Raw genomic sequence first — 26,261 nt, 5'->3', positions numbered from 1 at the left:
TCACGGCCCCGAGTTCCCCCGCATTGAAGCGTGTTGACCAAGTCCCGACAACACCTGAGGCCCAACAGCGGCGCGCGCCGGCGTTCAGGCCGTGCCGGTTCCGCCCCGGTCCGCGAAGTGCGCGCGCGGCCGCTTGGCGCGCACGATGTCGGGGTCGCGCGGGTCGAGGGACTCGGTGAGCCCGTACGTCTCGTCCGCGTACCGGCGGGTCCGGGCCGGCCGTCGTGGTTTCTCGATCCGCGTCCGTCGCATCCGTCCAGCCCTCCGAGTCGTGACCGTCCTCATGACCGTCCGCCGCTCGCCCGAGGGACGGAACCCCCACCTTCCCGCTTCCCGCTCGCCGTAACCCATCCGGGCCCGGCCGGGGACCGTGCGTCCACAGGCCCGCCGCGGTGTCGGTCCCCGCCAGTAGGGTGTGAGACATGGCCGACCCCTCCAGCTACCGCCCCAAACCGGGTGAGATCCCCGACTCGCCGGGGGTCTACCGGTTCCGCGACGAGCACCGCCGGGTGATCTACGTCGGAAAGGCGAAGAGCCTGCGCCAGCGCCTGGCGAACTACTTCCAGGACCTGGCCGGGCTGCACCCGCGCACCCGCTCCATGGTCACCACGGCCGCGTCCGTGGAGTGGACGGTGGTGTCCACGGAGGTCGAGGCACTCCAGCTGGAGTACTCCTGGATCAAGGAGTACGACCCCCGGTTCAACGTCAAGTACCGCGACGACAAGAGCTACCCGTACCTCGCGGTGACGATGAACGAGGAGTTCCCGCGCGTGCAGGTGATGCGCGGTCACAAGAAGAAGGGTGTGAAGTACTTCGGCCCGTACGCGCACGCGTGGGCGATCCGCGACACCGTGGACCTGCTGCTGCGCGTCTTCCCGGTGCGCACCTGCTCGGCCGGGGTCTTCAAGAACGCCGCGCGCACCGGCCGCCCCTGCCTGCTCGGCTACATCGGCAAGTGCTCGGCGCCCTGCGTGGAGCGCATCTCCGCCGAGGACCACCGTGAACTGGCCGAGGAGTTCTGCGACTTCATGGCCGGCCGCACGGGCACCTACCTCCGCCGTCTGGAGAAGCAGATGACGGAGGCGGCCGAGGAGATGGAGTACGAGCGGGCCGCCCGCCTGCGCGACGACATCGGGGCCCTGAAGAAGGCCATGGAGAAGAACGCGGTCGTGCTCGCGGACGCGACCGACGCCGATCTGATCGCGGTCGCCGAGGACGAGCTGGAGGCGGCCGTCCAGATCTTCCACGTCCGCGGCGGACGGGTGCGCGGCCAGCGCGGCTGGGTCACCGACAAGGTCGAGGAGATCACCACCGGCGCCCTGGTCGAGCACGCCCTTCAGCAGCTCTACGGCGAGGAGACCGGCGACGCGGTCCCCCGGGAGGTCCTGGTCCCCGCCCTGCCCGACCCGGTGGAGCCGGTCCAGCAGTGGCTCACTGAGCGGCGCGGCTCCGGCGTCTCCCTGCGCATCCCGCAGCGCGGGGACAAGAAGGCCCTGATGGAGACCGTGGAGCGCAACGCCCAGCAGGCGCTCGTGCTGCACAAGACCAAGCGCGCCTCCGATCTGACCACGCGCTCGCGTGCGCTGGAGGAGATCACCGACGCCCTGGACCTGGACAGCGCCCCGCTCAGGATCGAGTGCTACGACATCTCGCACCTCCAGGGCGACGACGTGGTGGCCTCCATGGTCGTCTTCGAGGACGGACTGGCCCGCAAGAGTGAGTACCGCCGCTTCCAGATCAAGGGCTTCGCCGGGCAGGACGACGTCCGGTCCATGCACGAGGTGATCACCCGCCGCTTCCGCCGCTACCTCGCCGAGAAGGAGCGCACGGGGGAGTGGACCGACGGCGAGGAGCCCGGCACCGAGGGACCCGCCGGAGGCCTCGCCGAGCCGCCCGCGAGCACCCTCACCGAGGACGACGGCCGTCCCCGGCGCTTCGCCTATCCGCCGCAGCTCGTCGTCGTCGACGGCGGCGCGCCGCAGGTCGCGGCGGCCCAGCGGGCGCTGGACGAGCTGGGCATCGACGACATCGCCGTCTGCGGCCTCGCCAAGCGGCTGGAGGAGGTCTGGCTGCCGGGCGACGACGACCCGGTGGTGCTGCCCCGCACCAGTGAGGGCCTCTACCTGCTCCAGCGGGTCCGTGACGAGGCGCACCGGTTCGCGATCACCTACCAGCGCGCCAAGCGCGCCAAACGCTTCCGGTCCAGCCCTCTGGACGACGTGCCCGGCCTCGGGGAGACCCGCAAACAGGCGTTGATCAAGCATTTCGGTTCGGTGAAGAAGCTGCGATCGGCGACAATCGACCAGATCTGCGATGTTCCGGGCATAGGCCGCAAAACGGCCGAGACCATCGTCGCGGCCCTCGCCCAGGCGGCACCCGCCGCCCCCGCCGTGAACACGGCGACGGGCGAGATCATGGATGACATGGAAGAACCCGGGCAGACGACGGGTTCTCCCGGGGAGCCCGTGTCCACGGGTGCCCCGGACGAACGACGGGGGCAGGAACGATGACCGAGCACGAGACAGGACCCGCGACGGAGCGGGACGAGACACAGCAGCGGACCGGCGGCGAGGACACCGGCCAGGGCGCCCGCCAGGACGACGGAGCACAGGTGAAGACGGGCAACGACAAGGCCGGGGTGTCCGAGGCGGCCATCCCCGAGCTGGTGATCATCTCCGGCATGTCCGGGGCCGGCCGCTCGACGGCCGCGAAATGTCTGGAGGACCTGGGCTGGTTCGTCGTGGACAACCTGCCGCCCGCGCTGATCCCCACCATGGTGGAGCTCGGCGCGCGCTCCCAGGGCAACGTGGCGCGGATCGCGGTCGTCGTCGACGTCCGAGGCCGGCGCTTCTTCGACAACCTCCGCGAGTCCCTCGCCGACCTCGACTCGCGGGGCGTCACCCGGCGGACGGTCTTCCTGGAGTCCTCCGACGAGGCCCTGGTGCGCCGCTTCGAGTCGGTGCGCCGCCCGCACCCCCTCCAGGGCGACGGCCGGATCGTCGACGGCATCGCCGCCGAGCGGGAGCTGCTGCGCGAGCTGCGCGGCGACGCCGACCTGGTGATCGACACCTCCAGCCTCAACGTGCACGAGCTGCGGGCCAAGATGGACGCCCAGTTCGCCGGCGAGGAGGAGCCCGAGCTGCGGGCCACCGTCATGTCCTTCGGCTTCAAGTACGGCCTCCCGGTCGACGCCGACCTGGTCGTGGACATGCGGTTCCTGCCCAACCCGCACTGGGTCCCGGAGCTGCGCCCCTACACCGGCCTCAACGAGGAGGTGGCGTCGTACGTCTTCAACCAGCCCGGCGCCAAGGAGTTCCTCGACCGGTACGCCGAGCTGCTGCGGCTGGTCGCCGCGGGCTACCGCCGTGAGGGCAAGCGCTATGTGACCATCGCCGTCGGCTGCACCGGCGGCAAGCACCGCTCGGTCGCCATGTCGGAGAAGCTCGCCGCCCGGCTCGCCGCCGAGGGCGTGGAGACGGTGGTGGTCCACCGGGACATGGGACGGGAATGACACGACGTACTCCGCGGCTGAGCCGGCTGCGCAGAGCCGTCCCCGAGGGGCGCTCCGGCCGGCCGGCCGAGACCCGCGGCGCGAGACCGCGCCGCAGGGGCGCCCAGCCCAAGGTGGTCGCCCTCGGCGGCGGCATGGGCCTGTCCGCCTCGCTCGCCGCGCTGCGCCGGATCACCGGCGACCTCACCGCCGTCGTCACCGTGGCCGACGACGGCGGCTCCAGTGGGCGCCTGCGCGACGAACTGGGCGTGCTGCCGCCCGGTGACCTGCGCAAGGCCCTGGCCGCGCTGTGCGGCGACGACGACTGGGGCCAGACCTGGGCCCGCGTCATCCAGCACCGCTTCCAGTCCCAGGGCGATCTGCACGAGCACGCGGTCGGCAATCTGCTGATCGTCGCCCTGTGGGAACAGCTCGGCGACCACGTCCAGGCGCTGGACCTGGTGGGCCGGCTGCTCGGCGCGCACGGGCGCGTGCTGCCCATGTCCGCCGTGCCGCTGGAGCTCCAGGCCCTGGTCAAGGGGCACGACCCCGAGCGGCCCGACGAGGTCGGCACCGTCCGCGGACAGGCCACCGTCGCCCTCACCCCGGGCGAGGTGCAGTCCGTGCACCTCGTGCCGAACGACCCGCCCGCCGTCCCCGAGGCGGTCGCGGCGGTCCTCGACGCCGACTGGGTGGTGCTCGGTCCCGGCTCCTGGTTCTCCTCGGTCATCCCGCACCTGCTCGTGCCGGAACTGCTGGACGCCCTCATCGAGACCAAGGCGCGCCGGGTACTCTCCCTTAACCTCGCCCCGCAGCCAGGAGAAACCGAGGGCTTCTCCCCGCAGCGTCATTTGGAGGTTTTGGGACGACACGCCCCTAAACTCGCCCTGGACGTGGTGCTGGCCGACGAGGCCGCCGTGCCCGACCGCGATTCGCTGACCGACGCCGCCAAGCGGTTCGGCGCCGCGGTCGAGCTGGCGCCGGTGGCCCGGCCCGACGGAAGCCCCCGGCACGACCCGGAGCTGTTGGCCGCCGCGTACGACCGTATTTTTCGGATGCATGGAAGGATCGGCCCATGGCGATGACGGCAGCGGTGAAGGACGAGATCTCCCGGCTCCCCGTCACCCGGACCTGCTGCAGAAAGGCGGAGGTCTCCGCCATCCTGCGGTTCGCCGGCGGCCTCCACCTGGTGAGCGGGCGCATCGTGATCGAGGCGGAGCTGGACACCGCGATGGCGGCCCGCCGTCTCAAGCGGGACATCCTGGAGATCTTCGGGCACAGCTCCGAGCTGATCGTGATGGCCCCGGGCGGGCTGCGCCGCGGCTCCCGCTACGTCGTCCGGGTGGTCGCGGGCGGTGACCAGCTGGCCCGCCAGACCGGCCTGGTGGACGGCCGAGGCCGCCCGATCCGCGGTCTGCCCCCGCAGGTTGTCTCGGGGGCCACGTGCGACGCCGAGGCGGCCTGGCGGGGCGCCTTCCTGGCCCACGGCTCGCTCACCGAGCCCGGCCGTTCCTCCTCCCTGGAGGTCACCTGCCCCGGCCCGGAGGCCGCGCTCGCGCTGGTCGGCGCCGCCCGCCGGCTGTCCATCGCCGCCAAGGCGCGCGAGGTGCGGGGCGTGGACCGGGTCGTGGTCCGCGACGGCGACGCGATCGGCGCGCTGCTCACCCGGCTCGGCGCGCACGAGTCGGTGCTGGCCTGGGAGGAGCGCCGGATGCGCCGCGAGGTCCGCGCCACGGCGAACCGGCTGGCCAACTTCGACGACGCCAACCTGCGCCGCTCCGCCCGCGCGGCCGTCGCGGCCGGCGCCCGCGTGCAGCGCGCCCTGGAGATCCTCGGCGACGACGTCCCCGAGCACCTCGCCGCGGCCGGCCGGCTGCGCATGGAGCACAAGCAGGCCTCCCTGGAGGAGCTGGGGGCGCTCGCCGACCCGCCGCTCACCAAGGACGCCGTGGCCGGCCGCATCCGCCGGCTGCTGGCGATGGCCGACAAGCGCGCCGCCGACCTCGGCATCCCGGGCACGGAGGCCAACCTCGGCGAGGAGCTGGACGACAAGCTCATGGTCTGACGGACGATCAGGGGACCGGCGTCGGCGCCCACTTGGGTGACCGGCGCCGGTCTTCGCGTGTCGTGGCGGCGCCCTTGACTCGATCATGTTGTGTCATGAGCCTGGCATCTGTTCGCCGCTGTGGCGGACCACTCCCAGGGGGGCTCATGAGACACAGAGCGAGATCGATCCTCGCTGTCGGCACGCTCCTGATCGGCGGAGCGGGCTTCGCACCCATCGCCCAGGCACAACCCGGAAACCCCGCTGCCTCCGACACCGACGAGGTCAAGGTCTTCCGAGCCGACGTCACCAAGGCGCAGGTATCCCTGCTGCTGGCGGCGGGGCAGGACGGCCACGAACTCGGCGAGCGGGTGCCCGACAGGGGCACGGCCACCGTCGAGGTCTACCTCACCGAGGGACAGGCCGACAAGCTGGAGAAACAGGGCATCGACCTCACCGAGCACACGATCTCCGCGCGGGCGGAGAGCCGCGTCGAGGACGCCGCCGAGGGCGTGTTCCGCCCGTACAGCGGAGAGGGCGGCCTCCGGGAGGAGATCCTGCGCACCGCGCGGGACCACCCCGACCTCACGAAGGTCGTCTCCATCGGCAGGACCGTCCAGGGCAAGGACATCCTCGCCCTCAAGCTCACCAAGCAGGCCAGGAAGAGCAAGGACGGTTCCCGGCCGGCCGTCCTCTACCTGTCCAACCAGCACGCGCGCGAGTGGATCACGCCGGAGATGACCCGGCGGCTGATGCACCACTACCTGGACGAGTACCGGACGGACAAGCGGATCAAGAGGATCGTCGACACCACCGAGCTGTGGTTCGTCCTCTCCGCCAACCCCGACGGCTACGACCACACCTTCGCCGACGACGACAACCGCCTGTGGCGCAAGAACCTGCGGGACGTCAACGGCGACGGGGCCATCGGCACCGGCGACGGCGTCGACCTCAACCGCAACTTCCCCTACAAGTGGGGCTACGACGACGAGGGCTCGTCCCCCAACCCCACCAGCCAGACCTACCGCGGCGCGAGCCCCGGCTCCGAGCCCGAGACCAAGGCCATCGACGCCTTCCAGAAGCGCATCGGCTTCACCTACGGCATCAACTACCACTCCGCGGCCGAACTCCTCCTCTACGGCGTCGGCTGGCAGGTGGCCACCCCCACCCCGGACGACGTCCTCTACAAGGCCCTCGCCGGCACGCCCGGCAACTCCGCCATCCCCGGCTACCACCCGCAGCTCTCCTCCGAGCTGTACACCACGAACGGTGAGGCCGACGGCCACGCGGCCAACGTCAACGGCATGGCGATGTTCACCCCCGAGATGTCGACCTGCCAGACCGTGTCCGACCTCGACCCCGACGACGAGTGGAACGCGAGCGACTGCCGGTCCGGCTTCAACTTCCCCGACGACGAGAAGCTGATCCAGCAGGAGTTCGCCAAGAACATCCCGTTCGCACTCTCCGTCGCGGAGTCGGCCTCCCATCCGGACCAGCCGTCCTCCTCGGTCGGCCTGGACGCCGCGGACTTCACGCCGGCGGCCTTCGGCACGTCGTACGCGCGCGGCGCCGACCAGGAGGTCTCCGTCGTCGTCCGCAAGGCCGTGCGCGACAAGGAGCTCAAGTACCGCGTCAACGGCGGCCGTACGCACGACGTGGACCTCAGGCCCTGGAAGGGCGGCGAGCGGTACGGCGGCGAGGACAACCTCTACTTCGACGAGTACCGGGCCAAGGTGCGGCACGGAGAGCCCGGCGACGAGGTCGAGGTGTGGTTCACCGGTGAGACCCGCGGGGGCCGGAACGTCTCCAGCGACCACTTCACCTACACGGTGGCCGAGCGGCCCCGCGCGGACGTCCTCGTCGTCGCCGAGGAGGGCGCGAAGGCCACACAGGCCCAGAAGTACGCGGACGCGCTCAGGGCCAACGGCCGCCGCGCGGCGGTCTGGGACGTCGCCGAACGGGGCGCCCCGGACGCGCTCGGCGTGCTGAGCCACTTCGACACGGCTGTCCACTACACCGGCGCCGGCACGCCGGGCATCGCCACCCAGCTCCAGCTGCGGGCCTTCCTCAACGAGGGCGGTCGGCTGATCGAGGCGGGCGAGCAGGCCGGCGGCAGCGTCGACCTCGGCGGCGGCGCCCTCTCCGACGACTTCAGCCAGTACTACCTGGGCGCCTACTCACGCACCTCGACCCCGGGGGCCACGGCGTTCACCGGCGCCGGCGGCCTGAACGGCTTCGCCGGGCCGCTGGGCGAGGCGCCCGGCAACCCGCTGGACGAGGCCGGCACCTACGGAGTCACCTCCGACGAGCTGCCCGCCGAGCGGTACCCGCAGTTCGCGAGCGCCGGCGCCGGACAGTACCCCGGCACGGTCAACCCGTACGGGCCCTACGCCGGCTCCTACATGGCGGCCGCCGTGCACACCGACGACGGCTACAAGCGCCTCACCCGCACCGTCGACCTCACCGGGGTCACCGCGGCCGAGCGGCCCACCCTGCGCACCCAGCTGCTGTGGGACACCGAGCCGGGCTATGACAACGTCATCGTCGAGGCGCACACCACCGGCGCCGACGACTGGACGACCCTGCCCGAGGCCGGCGGCGCGACCGGCACCACCGTCCCCAGCGAGTGCGCGGCCGGGTTCTACATCGGCGGGCACCCCTGGTTGGAGCACTACCTGACCCTCTCCGACGACGGCTGCGCCGCGACCGGCAGCACCGGTTCCTGGAACAGCCTCACCGGGTCCTCCGGCGGCTGGCGGCAGGTGGAGTTCGATCTGAGCGCCTATGCCGGGAAGACGGTCGAGGTCTCCCTCGCCTACGTCACCGACCCGGGCAGCGGCGGCCACGGCGTCCTCGCCGACGAGGCCTCGCTCGTGGTCGGCGGCACCGCGGCCGACACCGAGGGCTTCGAGAGCTCGCTGGGCGCCTGGCAGGTGTCCGGGCCGCCCACCGGCAGCCCGGCCGTGCCGAAGGACTGGACGCGCACCGGAGAGCTCTTCCGGACCCACGGGGCGGTCACCACCGAGGACACCGTGCTGCTGGGCTTCGGCCTGGAGCACCTGACCTCCGCGGCCGACCGGTCCGCGCTGCTGAGGAAGGCGCTGGCCGCCCTCGACGGGTGACACCGGATGTCAACGCACACTGACGATCCGTAGCGAAATGGAGTGAAAACAGGCCATCGGCCCGGGCGGTCCGCACCCTACTGACGGGTACGGACCGCCCTGCCGGGTATGGGGCAACTCGATGTCACGGCCGGGGCCCCGGAGAGGTAGGGTCGACAGTGGTCGGGGACATCCCAAATACAGCTCGCCGGCGACTAGAGCCGGCGTACCAACGAGGAGATCGGTTCGTGACGATCCGCGTAGGCATCAACGGGTTTGGCCGCATCGGTCGCAACTACTTCCGCGCACTGCTGGAACAGGGCGCCGACATCGAGATCGTGGCCGTCAACGACCTGGGTGACACGGCGACCACTGCGCACCTCCTGAAGTACGACACCATCCTGGGCCGCCTCAAGCAGGAGGTCTCGCACACCGCCGACACGATCACCGTCGACGGCAGGACGATCAAGGTGCTCTCCGAGCGCAACCCCGCCGACATCCCGTGGGGCGAGCTGGGCGTCGACATCGTCATCGAGTCGACCGGCATCTTCACCAAGAAGGAAGACGCCGCGAAGCACATCGCGGGCGGTGCGAAGAAGGTCCTCATCTCGGCCCCGGCCAAGGACGAGGACATCACCATCGTGATGGGCGTCAACCACGACAAGTACGACCCGGCGAACCACCACGTCATCTCCAACGCCTCCTGCACCACCAACTGTGTGGCGCCGATGGCGAAGGTCCTCGACGAGAACTTCGGCATCGTCAAGGGTCTGATGACCACGGTGCACGCGTACACGAACGACCAGCGCATCCTGGACTTCCCGCACAAGGACCTGCGCCGCGCCCGTGCCGCCGCCGAGAACATCATCCCGACCACCACCGGTGCCGCGAAGGCCACCGCCCTGGTGCTCCCGCAGCTGAAGGGCAAGCTGGACGGCATCGCGATGCGCGTCCCGGTCCCCACCGGCTCGGTCACCGACCTGGTCGTCGAGCTCGGCCGCGAGGTCACCAAGGAAGAGGTCAACGCCGCCTTCCAGAAGGCCGCGGAGGGCGAGCTCAAGGGCCTCCTGGAGTACACCGAGGACCCGATCGTCTCCTCCGACATCGTCAACGCCCCGGCGTCCTGCACCTTCGACTCCTCCCTGACCATGGTCCAGGAGGGCAAGAACGTGAAGGTCATCGGCTGGTACGACAACGAGTGGGGCTACAGCAACCGCCTCGTCGACCTGACGGTCTTCGTGGGCGACCAGCTCTGATCGCGGAGCGGGCAGCCTGATATGAGTGCAGGGCTCGGCCGGTGCGGCAACGCGCTGTCCGAGCCCTGACGCACGTATCGGAACAGTCGCCCTCTTTCGATCACGAGCGATCACGAGCGAACACGAGCTCTACCAGGGAGCCCCCATGAAGACGATCGACGAACTCCTCTCCGAAGGGGTCGCGGGCCGGCGGGTCTTCGTCCGCGCCGACCTCAACGTGCCGCTGGACGGCACCACCATCACCGACGACGGCCGTATCCGCGCCGTGCTGCCCACCGTCAAGGCCCTCGCCGACGCGGGCGCCCGCGTGGTCGTCGCCTCGCACCTGGGCCGCCCCAAGGGCGCCCCGGACCCGGCCTTCTCGCTCGCCCCGGCCGCCACGCGGCTCGGCGAACTCCTCGGCGCCGACGTGGCGTTCGCGACCGACACCGTCGGCGAGTCCGCCACCGCCACCGTCGCCGGCCTCGCCGACGGACAGGTCGCCGTCATCGAGAACCTCCGCTTCAACGCCGGCGAGACCAGCAAGGACGACGCCGAGCGCGCCGCCTTCGCCGACCGGCTCGCCGCCCTCGCCGACCGCTACGTCGGCGACGGCTTCGGCGCGGTGCACCGCAAGCACGCCTCGGTCTTCGACCTCCCGGCGCGGCTGCCGCACTACGCCGGTCACCTCATCGCCACCGAGGTCGGCGTCCTGAAGAAGCTCACCGACGACGTCCAGCGGCCCTACGTCGTCGCCCTCGGCGGCGCCAAGGTCTCCGACAAGCTCGCCGTCATCGACGAGCTGCTCGGCAAGGCCGACCGGCTCCTCATCGGCGGTGGCATGGCGTACACCTTCCTCAAGGCCAAGGGGTACGAGATCGGCGGCTCCCTGCTCCAGGAGGACCAGATCCCGGTCGTCCAGGAGTACCTGGAGCGCGCCGAGAAGAACGGCGTCGAGCTGGTCCTGCCGGTCGACACGCTGGTCTCCGGCGAGTTCCCCGACATGAAGGCCAAGGCCGCCACCCACCCCACCACCGTCGCCGCGGACGCCATCCCGGCCGACCAGCAGGGCCTGGACATCGGTCCGGAAACCCGCAAGCTGTACGCCTCGAAGCTCGCCGACGCCGCCACCGTCTTCTGGAACGGCCCCATGGGCGTCTTCGAGCACCCCGACTACGCCGAGGGCACCAAGGCGGTCGCCCAGGCCCTCATCGACTCCCCGGGCTTCACCGTGGTCGGCGGCGGCGACTCCGCCGCGGCCGTCCGTACGCTCGGATTCGACGAGAACGCATTCGGCCACATCTCGACCGGCGGCGGCGCCTCCCTCGAATACCTCGAGGGCAAGACGCTCCCCGGCCTCGCCGCACTGGAGGACTGACCTCAATGACCACCCGCACGCCGCTGATGGCGGGCAACTGGAAGATGAACCTCAACCACCTCGAGGCCATCGCCCACGTCCAGAAGCTCGCCTTCGCCCTGGCCGACAAGGACTACGAGGCCGTCGAGGTCGCCGTCCTGCCGCCCTTCACCGACCTGCGCTCCGTACAGACCCTGGTCGACGGCGACAAGCTGCGGATCATGTACGGCGCCCAGGACATCTCCGCGCACGACGGCGGTGCCTACACCGGTGAGATCTCCGGCCCGATGCTGGCCAAGCTGAAGTGCACGTTCGTGGCGATCGGGCACTCCGAGCGCCGCCAGTACCACGGCGAGACCGACGAGCTCGTGAACGCCAAGGTGAAGGCCGCCTACAAGCACGGCATCACCCCCATCCTGTGCGTCGGCGAGGAGCTGGAGGTCCGCGAGGCGGGCAACCACGTTGCCCACACCCTCGCCCAGGTCGAGGGCGGTCTGAAGGACCTCCCGGCCGAGCAGGCCGAGACGATCGTGATCGCCTATGAGCCCGTCTGGGCCATCGGCACCGGCAAGGTCTGCGGCGCCGAGGACGCCCAGGAGGTCTGCGCCGCCATCCGCGGCAAGATCGCCGAGCTGTACTCGCAGGAGCTGGCCGACAAGGTCCGCATCCAGTACGGCGGCTCGGTCAAGTCCGGCAACGTCGCCGAGATCATGGCGCAGGCCGACATCGACGGCGCCCTGGTCGGCGGCGCCTCGCTGGACGCCGACGAGTTCGTCAAGATCGTTCGTTTCCGCGACCAGTGAGTATGCGCTAGCGGCGATCCGTCGTACCCTTGCGGGGTCCAGCAGTGTGCTGGGCCCCGCGTCGTCCATCCGCATCCGAGGAAGTTGGTCCAGCCGTGGTTCTGGGGTTCTCCATCGCCCTGATCGTCTTCAGCCTGCTGCTGATGCTGCTGGTGCTGATGCACAAGGGGAAGGGCGGCGGCCTCTCCGACATGTTCGGTGGTGGCATGCAGTCCTCCGTCGGCGGCTCCTCGGTCGCCGAGCGCAACCTCGACCGGATCACCGTCGTGGTCGGTCTGCTGTGGTTTGCGTGCATTGTCGTGCTCGGCATCATGATGAAGGTCAACAACTGACCCGAGGGCACGATCCGCCCGCATCACCCCCGCATTCCCCACGTAAGGCCCCATGTTGGGTACGCGCAGCTGAGCGCGGCCTATCATGGGGCTTGCGTCTGGATGCGGGGGCAGGTAACTCCTACCACTGGACGCGCGTTGGGCCTTACGTAGACTGAGGCGCTCGCAGCGAAGCGGAACGCCGACTCGCTTCGCGGCACCATCACGCAGGGAGTTACGACCGTGGCAAGTGGCAACGCGATCCGGGGAAGCCGGGTCGGGGCGGGGCCGATGGGCGAGGCCGAGCGCGGCGAGTCCGCGCCCCGGCTGCGCGTCTCCTTCTGGTGCTCCAACGGGCACGAGACACAGCCGAGCTTCGCAAGCGACGCGCAGGTGCCCGATACCTGGGACTGCCCCCGCTGCGGCTTTCCGGCCGGACAGGACCGCGACAACCCCCCGGACCCGCCGCGCACCGAGCCCTACAAGACCCACCTCGCCTATGTGCGGGAGCGGCGCAGCGACGCGGACGGCGAGGCGATCCTCGCCGAGGCGCTCGCCAAACTACGGGGCGAGATCTAGACCGGCTCGGACTCCGGACACCCTCGGTCTTCCTCACCGCTGATCAATTAGGTTGGGCACAGCCGGCACAGCGGGGACACCCAAGGAAGAAGGCTGAAGTCCGAGATGAACGCAGACGGTCGTACCAGGCTCAACCAGACGCCGGAGTGGACCGCACTGGCCAAGCACCGTGAGGAGCTGGGTGAGGTGCGGCTGCGCGAGCTGTTCGCCGGCGACCCCGGCCGCGGCACCGCGTACACCCTCCGGGTCGGCGACCTGTACGTCGACTACTCCAAGCACCTCGTCACCGACGACACCCTGCGGCTGCTGCGGGAGTTGGCCGCCGCCACCGATGTGTTCGGGCTGCGTGACGCCATGTTCCGCGGGGAGCGGATCAACACCACCGAGAACCGGGCCGTGCTGCACACCGCGCTGCGGGCCGCCCGGGACGCGGTGATCGAGGTCGACGGGGAGAACGTCGTTCCGGCCGTGCACGCCGTGCTCGACAGGATGGCCGACTTCGCCGGCCGGGTCCGCTCCGGCGAGTGGACCGGCCACACCGGCAGGCGCATCCGCAATGTCGTCAACGTCGGTATCGGCGGCTCCGACCTGGGCCCCGCCATGGCGTACGAGGTGCTGCGCGCCTGGACCGACCGCGATCTCACGGTCCGCTTCGTCTCCAACGTGGACGGTGCCGACCTGCACGAGGCCACCCGCGACCTGGATCCGGCCGAGACGCTGTTCATCGTCGCGTCCAAGACCTTCACCACCATCGAGACGGTCACCAACGCCACCTCGGCGCGCACCTGGCTGCTCGACGCCCTGAAGGACGAGGCAGCCGTCGCCAAGCACTTCGTCGCCCTCTCCACGAACGCCGAGAAGGTCGCCGAGTTCGGCATCGACACGGCGAACATGTTCGAGTTCTGGGACTGGGTGGGCGGCCGCTACTCCTACGACTCCGCGATCGGCCTCTCGCTGATGATCGCCATCGGCCCGGACCGCTTCCGGGAGATGCTCGACGGATTCCGCATCGTCGACGAGCACTTCCGCACCGCTCCCGCCGAGTCCAATGTGCCGCTGCTGCTTGGCCTGCTCGGCGTCTGGTACGGCAACTTCCACGACGCGCAGTCGCACGCGGTGCTGCCGTACTCGCACTACCTGTCGAAGTTCACCGCCTACCTCCAGCAGCTCGACATGGAGTCCAACGGCAAGTACGTCGGCCGGGACGGACGCGAGGTGGAGTGGCAGACCGGCCCGGTCGTCTGGGGCACGCCCGGCACCAACGGGCAGCACGCCTACTACCAGTTGATCCACCAGGGGACGAAGCTGATCCCGGCCGACTTCATCGGCTTCGCCGAGCCGGTGGCCGAGCTGCGCGACGAACTCAAGGCGCAGCACGACCTGTTGATGGCCAACTTCTTCGCCCAGACCCAGGCGCTGGCCTTCGGCAAGACGCCGGACGAAGTGCGCGGCGAAGGGGTGCCGGAGGAACTCGTCCCGCACAAGACGTTCAAGGGCGACCACCCCACCACCACCATCCTCGCGCGCGAGCTCACGCCGTCCGTGCTCGGCCAGCTCGTCGCGCTCTACGAGCACAAGGTGTTCGTGCAGGGCGCGATCTGGAACATCGACTCCTTCGACCAGTGGGGTGTCGAACTCGGCAAGGTCCTCGCCAAGCGCGTCGAGCCCGCGCTCACCGAAGGGGCCGAGGTGCCGGGCCTGGACGCCTCCACCAAGGCCCTGGTCGCCACCTACCGGGAGCTGCGCGGGCGGCAGTGAGCACGGTGCGGTAAGCGGGCGGCGGGGCGCCGTCCGCTTACCGTAGAATCCACCGCGTTCATCACAGCGAGCGCTCGGGGGAGCACAAGGTGGCACGTACGCCCGGAAGTTGGACCGGTGGCACGCTGACACTCCGGTCCGTGCTCATGCCTCACCACTTCGCCCGCGCGGTGTTCCACCCGGCCTGGATCCCGGACTCGCTCGACCCCACCATCGAGCGGCTCAAACGCTTCCGGATCATCGCCGGCGCGGTGGCCTCGCTGGGTGTCTACACCTACATCGAGGGCGGCTTCGCCGTCACGGAACTGCTGGAGAACGCGCTGACCGCCTCGGCGGTGCTGCTGTTCATCACCCCGTTGACCGTCGGCGTGATGCTCTTCGTGTGGCGGCGCACCGGCACGGTCCGCCAGCTGCGGGTGCCGCTCTTCAACGCCCTGAAACTGCTGCTGCTGTTCATCGGCTGCGTCGTGGCCGTGGTGCTGCTGGTGCAGACGACGAATTCGGCCGGGGGCAACGTCGCCGTGATCCTGGGCGCCGGTCTGACGATGATGTGGATGCTCGTCTTCGTGGCCAACGGAGCCGTGCGGGTCTCCGGCAACTTCTTCGGCACGGCCGCCGTGCACCGCTGTCTGCCCGCGCTGCTCGCCACGGTGACCAGCTGGCTGATGGCGATCCCCGACCTCGTCACCGGCGATCTGCACGGGCTGGGCCTCACCATGGGCATCGTCTTCATCCTGGGCGCCCCGGTCACGGTCACGGCGATCGCCCTGACGGAGATGGGCCGGCTGAAGCGGCGCTACGGCATCCGGCTGGGCACCCACCCGGCGAGCCTCCCGCCGGCCCCGGGCCCCACCCCGCCGATGCCGACGGGACTGCCGCACGTACCGCCGCAGGGGAACCCCTACGGCCATCCGCAGCCGCAGCAGCCCCCGTACGTCCCCGGGATGGGCGGCAACCCCTACGCGCCCGGCGCGGGCACCAACCCGTACGCCCCGCATCCGCAGCCGCCGTACCACCCGCGGAACCCGCGGGGCCCCTACGGCGGCTGACGCCGGGAGTGTTCGCCCCCGCCGCCCCTTCCCGCTCCCGTCCCCGGGGGCGCTGCCCCCGGACCCCCGCTCCTCAAACGCCGGAGGGGCTGAATTCAGCACCTCCGGCGTTTGAAGGAAGTCAGGCCACCGCGCTCAGCGTGTCCGCGAGGCGCCGCCGGGCCGCCCGCGCGGCGGGGAGGGCGGCGAGGGTCGCGGCACCCAGCACGGCGGCCGTGCCGAGCAGCAGCAGGAGGACGGGGGAGGGCCCCTGGGCGATCCCGGCGCCGATGCCGCTCGACCTCCCCTGGGCGTCGATCAGCCAGTGCGCCAGCGGCAGCCCCAGGGCCGTGGCGAGGAGCACGGCCGCCAGTGCCGTACCGGCGGTGGCGGTGACCGTGACGGCGGTGATCTGCCGGGGCGAGAGGCCGATGGCCTTGAGCGCCAGCAGATCGCGCTCGCCCTCCCGGACCGTGCCGCCGATCGCCGTCAGCAGCTCGATCAGACCGATCAGCGCGAGGACCACGACCAGCCCGAGGACGACCGCCCGCAGCGGGGACAGCCCGTCGGCCGGGTTCGTCACGGTGTGCACGTCCAGATGGCCGCGCCCCGCGGCCGTCAGCCGCCCGGCGACCGCGCCCGGGTCCGCGCCGGGGTCCAGCCGGAGCTGGTAGAGGGCGGGCCGCAGGCCGGGGTCGTTGGCGCGGAGGGTGTCCAGCGAGGTCGAGATGACCCGGCCGGCGTTCTCCGGTTCGATGCTGCGGCCGACGATGTGCAGGATCTGCGGCTGGTCGCCGACGGTCATCCGCACCCAGTCACCGACCCGCACGTGCAGCAGGTCGAGCAGCCCCTGCCCGGCCACCGCCTCGTCCGGCCCGCGCGCGGCGCGGCCCTCGGCCAGCGTGAACGGGTACGGCTCGGCGTGCGTGCCGAGGCCGCGCAGGGCGATCGTGGCGGTCTGGCCGGGGACCAGCGCGGCCACCTCCACGCCCGGATAGGCGGCGGCGACCTGCGGATCGCGTTCCAGCAGCGCGTGGGCCTCCCGGTCGCCCAGCGAGGCGTCCGCGCGGACGCTCAGAGCGGTGGGCAGCCCCATCCGCTCGGGGCTGCTGTGGAAGCGGTCGATGGTGGTCCAGGCGCTCAGCGCCACGACGATCAGCAGCAGCGGCAGCGCCAGCCTGCCCACCGCCGCCAGGGAACGCGGGCGGCGCGTGAACGCCTTGTGCCAGCCCAGCACCAGCGCGGGCGGCACCCGCGCGCCCAGCGCCCGTCGCGCCACGCCGGTCAGGCGCCCGGACGGGGCCGCCGCCGGGCGCGGCACCGGCACCGGCGGCACCCGTCCCGCCCGCCAGGCGGCCAGCCCGGTGGTCGCGCCGATGAACAGCACGGCCCCGACCGGCACCGTGAACAGCGCCACGGTGTGTCCGGGCAGCCCCTGCCACACGTCGACCGCGTCCCCGAGCCGGCCCGGCACCGCGCCGCCCAGCGCCTCGGTGAGCACGGCGGCGGCCACGGCACCGAGCAGGGCGTAGAGGAGGTGCTGGATCAGGAAGACACGTACGACCTGACCGGGGGTGAAGCCGATCGCCTTGAGGATGGAGATGTCCCGCAGATGCCCCCGGATCCGGGTGCCGATCGCCCCGTGCACGGCGAACCCGGCGGCCAGCAGTGCGCCCAGTCCGAACAGCCCGAGCACCTGGCCGAGCAGCCGGTTGTCGCCCTGGGCCTCGGCGCGGGCCTGCTGCCAGGTCGCCACCTCGCCGATCGCCCCGGCGCCCAGCTCGGTGACCGCCCGCTGCACGGCGTACCCGGTGTCGCCCGGGTCGGCCAGCCGCAGCCCGACCACCTGGCCGCCCGGATCCGCCACGGCCGACGGCAGGGCCCACACCAGGCCCGCCCGCTCGCCCGTCCGGTAGCGGGGCTCGGCTGTGTCGGCGACGCCCACCACGGTCAGCTTCCGGGCGGTGCCGGGCACGGTGAGGGTGTCACCGGGTGCCGTCAGCAGGGCCCGGGCCAGCCGGCTCTCCAGGACCACCCCGTCCGGGGTCGCCGGGTCCAGCCAGTGCCCCGAGGTGATCAGCGGACGGCCCACCTCGGGTTTCTCCGGGGTGCCGCGCAGTTCGACGGAGGCACGGCCGCCCGGGGAGGCGAGGGTGGTCGCGGCCGTGGGGTAGGGACCGGCGACGGACTCCACGCCGTCCAGGGCGGCCAGCCTGCCGGCGTCGGCGGAGGCGGTGGTGTGCAGCGTGACGTGCGCGCCGTGTGCCTGGGTGAAGACGCGCTGCCAGGGGTTGGTGGCGTACCCGAACAGGGCCGCCGCCAGCAGCAGGGACGCGACGATGCCCGCGGTCGCGAGAACCAGGAACAGCGCCTCGCCGCGGTGCGTGCGCAGATCGGAGTGCGCCCAGCGCAGGGTGGCCCGCACCGGCCTCAGCCCCTCGGCCGGGGGCGGTCGTGATGGCCCATGTCAGTCCTTGAGCTCCAGCACGCCGGACGTCCCGGCCCGGCGCGGCGGTGTGCCGCCGTCGAGTTCGGCGTCGTCGGCGATCCGGCCGTCGAAGAAGCTGATCACGCGGTCGGCCGCGCTCGCCAGCCGGGCGTCGTGCGTGACCAGCAGGATCGTCTGGCCCCGCCCGTGGAAGCGGGACAGCAGCCGCATCACCTCGCGGGTGCCCTTGCTGTCCAGGCTGCCCGCGGGCTCGTCGGCCAGCAGCAGCGGCGGATGGTTGACCAGCGCCCGGGCGAGCGCGACCCGCTGCTGCTCACCGCCGGACAGTTCGCCCGGCATGCTCCGCTCCTTGCCCTCCAGACCCAGCTCGGCGAGGAGTTCCTCCCGCCCGGCGCGCGCCTTCTTCGGCGGCACCCCGGCGAGCAGGGCGGGCAGCTCCACGTTGTCGGCGACCGACAGGTCGGAGACGAGGTTGAAGAACTGGAAGACGATCCCGATGCGCTTGCGGCGCTCGACCGCCCAACGCGCCTCGCCGTAGCCGTCGGTGCACTCGCCGTCCAGCCAGATGCTGCCCGCGTCGGGCCGCTGGAGCCCGCCGAGCAGATGCAGCAGGGTCGACTTGCCCGCGCCGGACGGGCCGGTGATCGCCACGAACTCGCCGCGCGCCACCCGCAGATCGACGCCGCGTACGGCGTGCGCCGGTGCGCCCTCGCCGTGGTGCGTCTTGACCAGGCCTTCGGCGCGCAGCACGGGAGCGGTGCTCTCGCTCACTCCAGCTCCTCCAGCTCTTCCTGACACCGCTCCAGCCAGTCGAGGTCGGCCTGAAGATGCAGCATCGCGCCCTCGATCAGCAGATGGGAGATGCGGTTGTCCCGGTCCTCGGCGGCGGCCAGCTTCGACAACTGCCGCATGGTGTTCAGATACTGGCGCCGCTGCCTGTTGATCAGGGAGATCTGGTCGGCGAGACCGGTCTGCGGGGCCAGGGCCAGCTTCATGAAGAACTCGTCCCGCACCCGCGGCTCGTCCGCCGTCTCCTCGTACCAGGCGCGCAGCGCCTCCCGCCCGGCGTCGGTGAGGTGGTAGACCTTCTTGTTGGGCCGGCTCGACTGCTCGACGTCCTCGCCCTCGATCAGTCCCGACTTCTCGAGGCGGCCGAGGGTGACGTAGATCTGGCCGACGTTCGGCTGAGGGTACGCGGAGCCCAGCAGTTGCTCAAGGTCCTGCTTGAGCTCGTAGCCGTGGGCCGGACCACGGGCGAGCAGCGCGAGGAGGGGCAGCCGCACTCGTGCTCTCCTCCTCGCCCGTGGGTAATGTGCACCGGGCTCTAGTATCGCGCATACCTAACAGGTATACATGGCCACTGACCGCCGGGCGATGGTGCCCGGGGTGCCGGTGTTACAGGGAGGAACCTATGCGGTGGATCCATGCCGCGGGTAGGGGCCTCCTCGTCCTGATCGTCGTCCTGACCGGTTACGTCGCCTCCGGCGCGCGGGCCGACGAGGGCGACGGGAGCGGTCGCGGACCGCTCACCCTGGCCACCGCGGGCGACCTCACCGGCTATCTCGGCTCCGTGCTCGACGGCTGGAACCGCACCCACCCCGGCGAGCGGGTCACGCTCGTCGAGCTGCCCGACTCCGCCGACGAGACCCGGGCGCAGATGATCACCGACCTGCGCGGCGCCGAGCGCGGCCGGTTCGACGTGCTCAACATCGACGTCAGCTGGACCTCGGAGTTCGCCGCCGCCGGCTGGATCCGCCCGCTGCCCCGCGACCGCTTCCCGCTCGGCACCTTCCTGCCCCGCGTCGTGGACACGGCGACCTATGACGGGCGCCTGTACGCCGTCCCGTACGTCACCAACGCCGGGCTGCTCCTCTACCGCAAGGACGTCCTCGCCGACGCGGGTGTCCCGCCGCCGCGGACCTGGGCCGAACTGGAGCGGGCCGCGAGGACCGTCGCCCCGGAGCACGGCCTCGACGGCTACGCGGGCCAGTTCCTGCCCTACGAGGGGCTCACCGTGAACGCCGCCGAGGCCGTCTACTCGGCGGGCGGCACCATCCTCGGCGACGAGGGCGAACGCGTCACCGTGAACTCCCGGGCCGCCGCCGAGGGCATCGGCTTCCTCGCCCGCGGGGTCCGCGAGGGCTGGATACCGCGAGAGGCGCTGACGTACAAGGAGGAGGAGTCCAAGCGGGCCTTCCAGGACGGCAGGCTGCTCTTCCTGCGCAACTGGCCCTACGCCTACGTCGCCGCCTCCGCCCCGGGCTCCGAGGTCGCCGGCAAGGTCGGCGCCGTACCGCTGCCGGGGCCGGACGGCCCGGGGACGAGTGTCCTCGGCGGCTCCAACCTGGCCGTCAGCAGCCAGGCCCGGCACCCCGACTCCGCCGCCCGCCTGATCGCGTACCTCACCAGCGAGCGCGTGCAGCGCCAGGTCCTCACGCGCGGCGCCCTGCCGCCGGTGCGGGCCGCGCTCTACGACGATCCCGGACTGGTCCGGCGCTTCCCCTATCTGCCGACCCTGCGCGAGAGCGTGCTCGCCGCCGCCCCGCGCCCCAAGAGCCCGCGCTACGACCAGGTGAGCCTGGTGGTGCAGGCGGTGGTGCACGACGCGATGACCGGGCGGCAGACGCCCGAGGCCGCGGTGCGCCGGCTGGCGACCGAACTCGCCGCCGTCTCCTCTCGCTAGACCCTCCGTAGTTACTTGTTAGGTAACGCGGACGTCTCAAACGTGCCCGTTATGTGCCATTGAGTTCCGGTATGCACCCGTCAACTCGTCAGTAGCTTGGGTACGTTCATTGACACCCTCGCGACATCGCTACCTAACATGCATGCATAACGAACAGCGCTCCTCACAGACAGGTCAACGGGGTGAACAGGCACCACTGGTGGCGTGACGCGGTGATCTACCAGGTGTACGTCCGCAGCTTTCTGGACAGCACCGGTGACGGCATCGGCGATCTCGCCGGGGTCAGGGCGGGGCTGCCCTACCTCAGGAAGCTCGGCGTGGACGGCATCTGGCTGAGCCCCTTCTATCCCTCTCCGCAGCACGACCACGGCTACGACGTCGCCGACTACCGCGACGTCGACCCCGTCTTCGGCGACCTCGCCGAGTTCGACCTGCTGGTGGCCGCCGCCCGCCGGCTCGGCATCAAGGTGCTGCTCGACATCGTCCCCAACCACTGCTCCAGCGAGCACCCCTGGTTCCGCGAGGCCCTCGCCGCCCGCCCCGGCAGCCCCGCACGCGCCCGCTTCCACTTCGCCGCCGGCCGCGGACCCGACGGCGCCGAGCCGCCCAACAACTGGCACGCCATGTTCGGCGGCCCCGCCTGGACCCGGGTCACCGAGCCGGACGGCCGCCCCGGCCAGTGGTACCTGCACATGTTCACGCCCGAACAGCCCGACTGGAACTGGCGCGAGCCCGAGGTCGCCGCCGAGTTCGAGAAAACCCTCCGGTTCTGGCTGGACCGGGGCGTCGACGGCTTCCGCATCGACGTCGCCGCGGGCCTCTTCAAGCACCCGGAACTGCCCGACTCACCCGACCCGGAGGCCGACGCCCGCACCCGCGACTCGGTCAACCCGCTCGCCTGGAACCAGCCCGAGGTGCACGAGGTGTGGCGGCACTGGCGGGCCGTCTGCGAGGAGTACACCGCCCGCGACGGCCGCGAACGGCTCCTGGTCGGGGAGGTGTCCGTGCCGACGGCCCGCGAACACGCCCGCTACGTCCGCGAGGACGAGCTCCACCAGGCCTTCTTCTTCGACCTCCTCGGCGCCCCCTGGGACGCCGACGCCTTCCGCAAGGTCATCTCCGAGGCCATGCAGGACATCGCCGGCACCGGCTCCACCGTCACCTGGGTCCTCAACAACCACGACCAGGTCCGCACCGTCACCCGCTACGGCGAACCCGCCGGCGGCAGCGGGCTCGGCGCCGCCCGCGCCCGCGCCGCCGCCCTGCTGATGCTGGCGCTGCCCGGCGCCGCGTACATCTACCAGGGCGAGGAACTGGGCCTGCCCGAGGTCGTCGACCTGCCCGACGACGTGCTCACCGACCCGATCTTCCGCCGCACCGGCAGTCGCGCCCGGATACGCGACGGCTGCCGGGTGCCGCTGCCCTGGTCGGGACAGGCCTCCCCGTTCGGCTTCACCTCCGGCGCCGAGGGGGCCAAGCCGTGGCTGCCGCAGCCGGAGTACTTCGCCGAGTACGCCACCCACCGCGCCCTCGCCGACACCCGCTCCTCCTGGCACCTCTACCGCGACGGACTGCAACTGCGCGCTGCCCTGCCCCAGTTGGGCGAGGGAACGCTGCGCTGGCTGGACACCCAGCCCGGCGTCCTCGCCTTCACCCGCGGCGACGGCCTGGTCTGCGCCGTCAACTTCGGCACGGCCCCCGTACCCGCCCCGGTCGCCGGCACCCCGCTGCTCGCCAGCGGCCCCTGCCCGCCCGGGGTGCTCCCCGGCTCCACCGCCGCCTGGTGGATCGACGGCTCCTGAACGCCCGACCGACACTCCCGAAGGGACATCGACGATGATGCGACGACGTACCACCCTGCTCACCGGATGCACCGCCCTCGTCCTCGCGCTCGGCGCGACCGCCTGCGGCAGCGGCGACCCCGTCTCGGCCGGAGGCGGCGACAAGTCGCTCGACGGCCAGACCGTCACCGTGGCCGGCGTCTGGTCCGGCAGCGAGCAGAAGAACTTCCAGAAGGTGCTCGACGCCTTCACCGAGAAGACCGGCGCCAAGACCCAGTTCGTGTCCACCGGCGACAACGTCTCCACCGTCGTCGGCAGCAAGATCGAGGGCGGCAACGCCCCCGACGTCGTGATGGTCCCCCAGGTCGGCGTGCTCAAGCAGTTCGCCGAGAAGGGCTGGCTCAAGCCCCTCGACGAGAAGGTGCGGTCCACGGTGGGCGGCAACTTCGCCGACGTGTGGCAGAACTACGGCAGCGTCGACGGCAAGCTGTACGGCCTGTACTTCAAGGCCGCCCACAAGTCGACCGTCTGGTACAGCCCCGACGCCCTCGAACAGGCCGGCGTCACCCCGCCGAAGACCTACGACGCCATGCTGGAGAACGGGCGGACCATCTCCGACTCCGGTCTCGCCGCGTTCTCCGTCGCCGGACAGGACGGCTGGACGCTCACCGACTGGTTCGAGAACGTCTACCTCTCCCAGGCCGGACCCGAGAAGTACGACGCCCTCGCCGCGCACGAACTCAAGTGGACCGACCCGACCGTGGTCGAGGCACTCACCACCCTCGGCAAGCTCTTCAAGGACAAGCAGCTCGTCGCCGGCGGTCAGAAGGAGGCCCTCAACACCGACTTCCCCGGCTCCGTGGAGAAGGTCTTCGGCCCCGAGGCCGAGGCCGCCATGGTCTACGAGGGCGACTTCGTCGCCGGCGTCGCCAAGGACCAGTTCGGCAGGACCATCGGCACCGACGCGAACTTCTTCCCCTTCCCGCCGGTCGGCGACGGCAAGGCACCCGTCGTCAGCGGCGGCGACGCGGCCGTCGTCCTCAAGGACGGCAAGAACAGCGAGGCCGGGATGGCACTCGTGGAGTACCTGGCCACCCCGGAGGCCGCCGCCGTGTGGGCCGAGGCGGGCGGCTTCCTCTCCCCGAACAAGAAGCTCGACCTCTCCTCCTACGGCGACGACGTCACCCGCGCCACCGCCGAGTCCCTGATCGAGGCCGGCGACTCGGTCCGCTTCGACATGTCCGACCAGGCCCCGGCGGCCTTCGGCGGCACCAAGGGCACCGGTGAGTGGAAGATCCTCCAGGACTTCCTGCGCGACCCGGCCGACCCGCGCAAGACCGCCGCCGAGCTCGAGGACGCCGCGGCCAAGGCGTACGGGAACTGACGGCCGTGACCGCCACACTGCTGAAAGAGGCGAGCCCTCCGACACCCGCGCACCCCGACGGCGCGCACGGCCGGCGCTCGCGCCGGCGGGGACGGGTCATCGCCCTGCTCTTCGTGTTCCCCGCGCTGCTCCTGCTGGGCGCGCTGGTCGTGTACCCGGTCCTGTTCTCCGTCGGCCGCAGCCTCTTCGACGCCTCCGGCACCCGGTTCGTGGGCGGCGAGAACTACGCCGAGATGTTCCGCGACCCGGCCACCCTCAAGGCCGTCCGGAACACCGCGATCTGGGTCGTCGTGGCACCGACGCTGCTGACCGGGCTCGGCCTGATCCTGGCCGTCCTGGTGGAGAAGGTCCGCTGGGCCACCGCCTTCAAACTGCTGCTGTTCATGCCGATGGCGGTGTCCTTCCTCGCCGCCGGCATCATCTTCCGGCTCGCCTACGACGAGGACCCGGACAAGGGCGTGCTCAACGCGGCCGTCGTCTCCGTCCACGACGCCTTCAAGGGCACCTCCTCCTACCCGACCGCCCGCGCCCGTGACGGCGAGGGGCTGACCAAGGGGGCGGACGGGTCGTACAGCACCGGGGCGGACGTCTCGCCCGGCGGCACGGCGGCACTGGGGCTGGTCGGTGTCGCCCCCAAGGATCTGCCGGGGGACGCAGAACCCGCCTCCGCCGCGGCGGCCCGCGAGGCCGGCGCCGACGAGGTGCGCGGTGTCGTCTACCTCGACTTCACGCCCGGCGGGGGAGGCCGGCCGGGCGCGGTCGACCGGAAGGAGAGCGGACTGCCCGGGGTGACGGTCGAGGCGGTGCGCGACGGGGAGACGGTCGCGAGCACCACCACCGCGGCCGACGGCTCCTTCCGGTTCGCCGGGCTGGACAGCGGCTCGTACGCCCTCAAGCTGCCCTCGTCCAATTTCGCGGCGCCCTACGACGGCGTCTCCTGGCTCGGCCCGGCGCTCGTCACACCGGCGATCATCGGCGCGTACCTGTGGATCTGGACCGGGTTCGCGATGGTGCTGATCGGGGCGGGTCTTTCCACGCTGCCCCGGGACGCCCTGGAGGCGGCGCGGATGGACGGGGCGAACGAGTGGCAGATCTTCCGGCGGATCACGGTGCCGTTGCTGGCGCCGGTGCTCACCGTCGTCTTCGTGACGCTGGTGATCAACGTGATGAAGGTCTTCGACCTCGTCTACATCATCGCGCCCGGACCGGTGCAGGAGGACGCGACCGTCCTCGCGACACAGATGTGGCTGGTGTCGTTCGGCGGCGGCAACAACCAGGGTCTGGGCAGCGCGCTCGGCGTCCTGCTGCTGCTCCTGGTCATTCCGGCCATGGTGTTCAACGTCCGTCGTTTTCGTAGGAGTCAGCGATGAGCGCGGTGCGGCGTGTCCTGGGCAACGCGGTGGTGCAGGCGTTCCTGGTGGTGATCGGGCTGGTGTGGATGACTCCGCTGGCCGGTCTGTTCCTGTCCTCGCTGCGGTCCGCCGAGGACACGGCCACGGGGGGCTGGTGGACGGTCTTCACCAGCCCCGGGCAGCTGTCCTTCGACAACTACTCGGCGCTGCTGGAGAACTCCGGTATCACGCAGGCGTTCTGGAACACCGTGCTGATCTCGGTGCCCACGACCGTGCTGGTCGTGGTCGTGGCGGCGCTCGCCGGATACGCCTTCGCGTGGCTGGACTTCCCCGGCCGGGAACCGGTGTTCCTCGTCGTGGTCGCGCTGTTGGTGGTGCCCGTGCAGATCGGGTTGCTGCCGGTGGCGAAACTCTTCGGGCAGCTGGGGCTGTTCGGGACGATTCCCGGGGTCGTGCTGTTCCACGTGGCGTACGGGCTGCCGTTCGCGGTGTTCCTGCTGCGGAACTACTTCGCGGAGATGCCGAAGGAGATGCTGGAGGCGGCGCGGATGGACGGGGGGAGCGAGTGGCGGATCTTCACCCGGCTGGTGCTGCCGGTGGGGCGGCCGGCGATCGCGAGCCTCGCGATCTTCCAGTTCCTGTGGGTGTGGAACGACATGCTGGTGGCGTTGCTGTTCGCGGACAGTTCGTCGCAGCCGTTGACTGTGCAACTTCAGTCGCAGATTCGGCAGTTCGGCAGCAACGTGGATGTGCTGGCGCCCGGGGCGTTTCTGTCGCTCGTGGTGCCGGTGGTCGTGTTCTTCGCGTTCCAGCGGCACTTCGTGCAGGGGGTCATGGCGGGGTCCGTGAAGTAGGGGTGGGGCGGTCGAGGGTTTTCGCCCCCGCCGCCCCTTCCCGTCCCGTCCC

At 71.3% G+C, this 26,261-nt stretch carries 21 protein-coding genes; 17 read left to right on the top strand and 4 right to left on the bottom strand.

Annotated features, from left to right (window positions below):
• Window positions 1-84: 84 nt before the first annotated feature.
• Window positions 85-252, bottom strand: a complete 168-nt coding sequence (locus ACZ470_RS22820) for a hypothetical protein (RefSeq protein ID WP_468429818.1) — start codon at window positions 250-252, stop codon at window positions 85-87.
• Window positions 253-422: 170 nt separating this feature from the next.
• Here ACZ470_RS22820 and uvrC point away from each other — a divergent pair, with 170 nt between their 5' ends.
• From uvrC to ACZ470_RS22760, 12 genes are all read left to right on the top strand, one after another.
• Window positions 423-2,510 (top strand): excinuclease ABC subunit UvrC, encoded by a 2,088-nt coding sequence (gene uvrC / locus ACZ470_RS22815; RefSeq protein WP_468429816.1) that lies wholly within the window; start codon window positions 423-425, stop codon window positions 2,508-2,510.
• A complete protein-coding gene (gene rapZ, locus ACZ470_RS22810; RefSeq protein ID WP_468429815.1) occupies window positions 2,507-3,511 on the top strand; it encodes an RNase adapter RapZ in 1,005 nt (334 codons plus the stop codon). The genes uvrC and rapZ overlap by 4 nt, the downstream gene beginning before the upstream one ends.
• Window positions 3,508-4,575 (top strand): gluconeogenesis factor YvcK family protein, encoded by a 1,068-nt coding sequence (locus ACZ470_RS22805; protein WP_468429813.1) that lies wholly within the window; start codon window positions 3,508-3,510, stop codon window positions 4,573-4,575. The genes rapZ and ACZ470_RS22805 overlap by 4 nt, the downstream gene beginning before the upstream one ends.
• Window positions 4,566-5,555 (top strand): DNA-binding protein WhiA, encoded by a 990-nt coding sequence (gene whiA, locus ACZ470_RS22800; protein ID WP_468429812.1) that lies wholly within the window; start codon window positions 4,566-4,568, stop codon window positions 5,553-5,555. The genes ACZ470_RS22805 and whiA overlap by 10 nt, the downstream gene beginning before the upstream one ends.
• A 146-nt stretch (window positions 5,556-5,701) precedes the next feature.
• Window positions 5,702-8,656: a M14 family metallopeptidase gene (locus ACZ470_RS22795; protein WP_468429810.1), complete on the top strand. Its 2,955-nt coding sequence runs from the start codon at window positions 5,702-5,704 to the stop codon at window positions 8,654-8,656.
• A gap of 227 nt (window positions 8,657-8,883) precedes the next feature.
• Entirely contained in the window at window positions 8,884-9,891 is a 1,008-nt protein-coding gene (gap, locus tag ACZ470_RS22790) for a type I glyceraldehyde-3-phosphate dehydrogenase (RefSeq protein WP_468429809.1), read from the top strand.
• Between the two features lie 145 nt (window positions 9,892-10,036).
• The gene (locus ACZ470_RS22785; protein ID WP_468429807.1) at window positions 10,037-11,248 is read left to right on the top strand and encodes a phosphoglycerate kinase; all 1,212 of its coding nucleotides are present in this window, start codon (window positions 10,037-10,039) and stop codon (window positions 11,246-11,248) included.
• A 5-nt stretch (window positions 11,249-11,253) separates the two neighbouring features.
• On the top strand, window positions 11,254-12,030 hold the full coding sequence (gene tpiA, locus ACZ470_RS22780; protein ID WP_468429806.1) for a triose-phosphate isomerase: 777 nt from the start codon (window positions 11,254-11,256) through the stop codon (window positions 12,028-12,030).
• 95 nt (window positions 12,031-12,125) lie between these two features.
• Window positions 12,126-12,362: a preprotein translocase subunit SecG gene (gene secG / locus ACZ470_RS22775; protein ID WP_208026456.1), complete on the top strand. Its 237-nt coding sequence runs from the start codon at window positions 12,126-12,128 to the stop codon at window positions 12,360-12,362.
• A gap of 222 nt (window positions 12,363-12,584) precedes the next feature.
• A complete protein-coding gene (locus ACZ470_RS22770; protein WP_078066843.1) occupies window positions 12,585-12,920 on the top strand; it encodes an RNA polymerase-binding protein RbpA in 336 nt (111 codons plus the stop codon).
• A gap of 105 nt (window positions 12,921-13,025) precedes the next feature.
• Window positions 13,026-14,678, top strand: a complete 1,653-nt coding sequence (pgi, locus tag ACZ470_RS22765) for a glucose-6-phosphate isomerase (RefSeq protein ID WP_468429804.1) — start codon at window positions 13,026-13,028, stop codon at window positions 14,676-14,678.
• 89 nt (window positions 14,679-14,767) lie between these two features.
• Window positions 14,768-15,727, top strand: coding sequence for a hypothetical protein (locus ACZ470_RS22760; RefSeq protein WP_468429802.1), 960 nt, complete (start codon window positions 14,768-14,770; stop codon window positions 15,725-15,727).
• Between the two features lie 121 nt (window positions 15,728-15,848).
• Here the strand turns inward: ACZ470_RS22760 and ACZ470_RS22755 are convergent, their stop codons facing one another.
• The 3 genes from ACZ470_RS22755 to ACZ470_RS22745 are packed head-to-tail and all read right to left on the bottom strand — an operon-like array spanning window position 15,849 to window position 19,438.
• Window positions 15,849-18,131: an FtsX-like permease family protein gene (locus tag ACZ470_RS22755; protein ID WP_468429800.1), complete on the bottom strand. Its 2,283-nt coding sequence runs from the start codon at window positions 18,129-18,131 to the stop codon at window positions 15,849-15,851.
• A gap of 42 nt (window positions 18,132-18,173) precedes the next feature.
• Window positions 18,174-18,926, bottom strand: coding sequence for an ABC transporter ATP-binding protein (locus ACZ470_RS22750; protein WP_468429799.1), 753 nt, complete (start codon window positions 18,924-18,926; stop codon window positions 18,174-18,176).
• Complete coding sequence (locus ACZ470_RS22745; RefSeq protein ID WP_468429797.1) at window positions 18,923-19,438, bottom strand: PadR family transcriptional regulator; 516 nt, start codon at window positions 19,436-19,438, stop codon at window positions 18,923-18,925. The genes ACZ470_RS22750 and ACZ470_RS22745 overlap by 4 nt, the downstream gene beginning before the upstream one ends.
• A 128-nt stretch (window positions 19,439-19,566) precedes the next feature.
• On the opposite strand from ACZ470_RS22745, the gene ACZ470_RS22740 reads away from it, so the two are divergent.
• The 5 genes from ACZ470_RS22740 to ACZ470_RS22720 all read left to right on the top strand — a co-directional run bounded on the left by ACZ470_RS22740 (window position 19,567) and on the right by ACZ470_RS22720 (window position 26,209).
• On the top strand, window positions 19,567-20,838 hold the full coding sequence (locus ACZ470_RS22740; RefSeq protein WP_468429795.1) for an ABC transporter substrate-binding protein: 1,272 nt from the start codon (window positions 19,567-19,569) through the stop codon (window positions 20,836-20,838).
• A gap of 182 nt (window positions 20,839-21,020) precedes the next feature.
• A complete protein-coding gene (locus ACZ470_RS22735; protein ID WP_468429793.1) occupies window positions 21,021-22,640 on the top strand; it encodes a glycoside hydrolase family 13 protein in 1,620 nt (539 codons plus the stop codon).
• Window positions 22,641-22,674: 34 nt separating this feature from the next.
• A complete protein-coding gene (locus tag ACZ470_RS22730) occupies window positions 22,675-24,003 on the top strand; it encodes an ABC transporter substrate-binding protein (protein WP_468429791.1) in 1,329 nt (442 codons plus the stop codon).
• 5 nt (window positions 24,004-24,008) lie between these two features.
• Complete coding sequence (locus ACZ470_RS22725; protein ID WP_468429789.1) at window positions 24,009-25,373, top strand: ABC transporter permease; 1,365 nt, start codon at window positions 24,009-24,011, stop codon at window positions 25,371-25,373.
• Window positions 25,370-26,209 (top strand): carbohydrate ABC transporter permease, encoded by an 840-nt coding sequence (locus tag ACZ470_RS22720; protein WP_468429787.1) that lies wholly within the window; start codon window positions 25,370-25,372, stop codon window positions 26,207-26,209. The genes ACZ470_RS22725 and ACZ470_RS22720 overlap by 4 nt, the downstream gene beginning before the upstream one ends.
• Window positions 26,210-26,261: the final 52 nt, after the last annotated feature.

The sequence above is a fragment of the Streptomyces sp. NPDC031111 genome (assembly GCF_055570675.1).
The sequence above is the reverse complement of the archived record's forward strand: the minus strand, read 5'-3'. Positions and strand labels throughout refer to the sequence as shown.